Here is an 884-nt window from a genome sequence, read left to right as displayed (position 1 = left end):
GAGGGGTGATTTTCTCGTTTCTCATGGCTGTACCTCCTGAAATGAAAATGCTCTAAGTGACTGCTTCACTAACCATGACAAAAACCATGATTAAGAAGTCACTTAGAGCATACATCTCCGCTGGCGAGCTTGTATTTCTTGTACTGCCTCACGGCAAAGTGCTGGGGACTCCGCTTCTCCAAGCCGTCAAACATATAGTCCACGGCGTTTTTGAAGGTTTCGTCGTCCTCCCGGACTTCCATGCTGTTTATCATTTCTACCAGCGTATTCATGTTGCGTTCTTCCTCCGGCCCCTCAAAGACGATATAGGCCACAAGGGCGCAGTACAGGAGCGTTTCGGCTTTGGTCCAGAACTCGTCCCCCTCTTTTCCGTCGCCTTTGGTGTTGGCAATCAGGGCGTTGACAAATTTCAGGACGTCGCTTTCCGTCTTGATGTAGGCCAGCGGATTGTAGTGCATGGATTTTGAAAAATCTATGCTGTTGAACACCCGCACCTTATAGCCCTGCCGCTGCAAGAACCGCCCGCACTGGTCGAGGGTCCCGCCCTTCGGGTCTACGCACACATAGGAGCTGTGGGCCTGAAGGAGCTGGGGCGTGAGCCAGAAGCGGGTCTTGCCCGAGCCGGACGAGCCGATCACACAGGCGTTTAAGTTCCGGGCATTGGCCGGGATTTTCGGGCGGGTGTTCATGGTGAGAAATTCCGTTCCCGTCAGAATGACGTTGTTCTGGAATTTCGGGTCAACGAATGGTTTAATGTCCTCCGGCGTGCCCCATGAAGCGTTTTGTCAAGTGCTTTTTTGAGTTATTGACGCAAATTCTTGTGAAAGTGCGAAAGTGCAAAGTGCAAAGGGTCTGCGTTTTGCACTTTCAGCTTGCGGGTTCGG

At 52.0% G+C, this 884-nt stretch carries 1 pseudogene; it reads right to left on the bottom strand.

The features are described from left to right. Positions 1-116: 116 nt before the first annotated feature. Positions 117-773 (bottom strand): annotated as a pseudogene (locus B5F87_RS20520) (type IV secretory system conjugative DNA transfer family protein); the annotation flags it as partial. Positions 774-884 lie beyond the last annotated feature (111 nt).

The organism is Eubacterium sp. An3 (assembly GCF_002159465.1).
Lineage (GTDB): Bacteria > Bacillota > Clostridia > Lachnospirales > Lachnospiraceae > Anaerobutyricum > Anaerobutyricum stercoris.
Note: the sequence above shows the minus strand (reverse complement) of the source record. Positions and strands in the feature narration are given on the sequence as shown.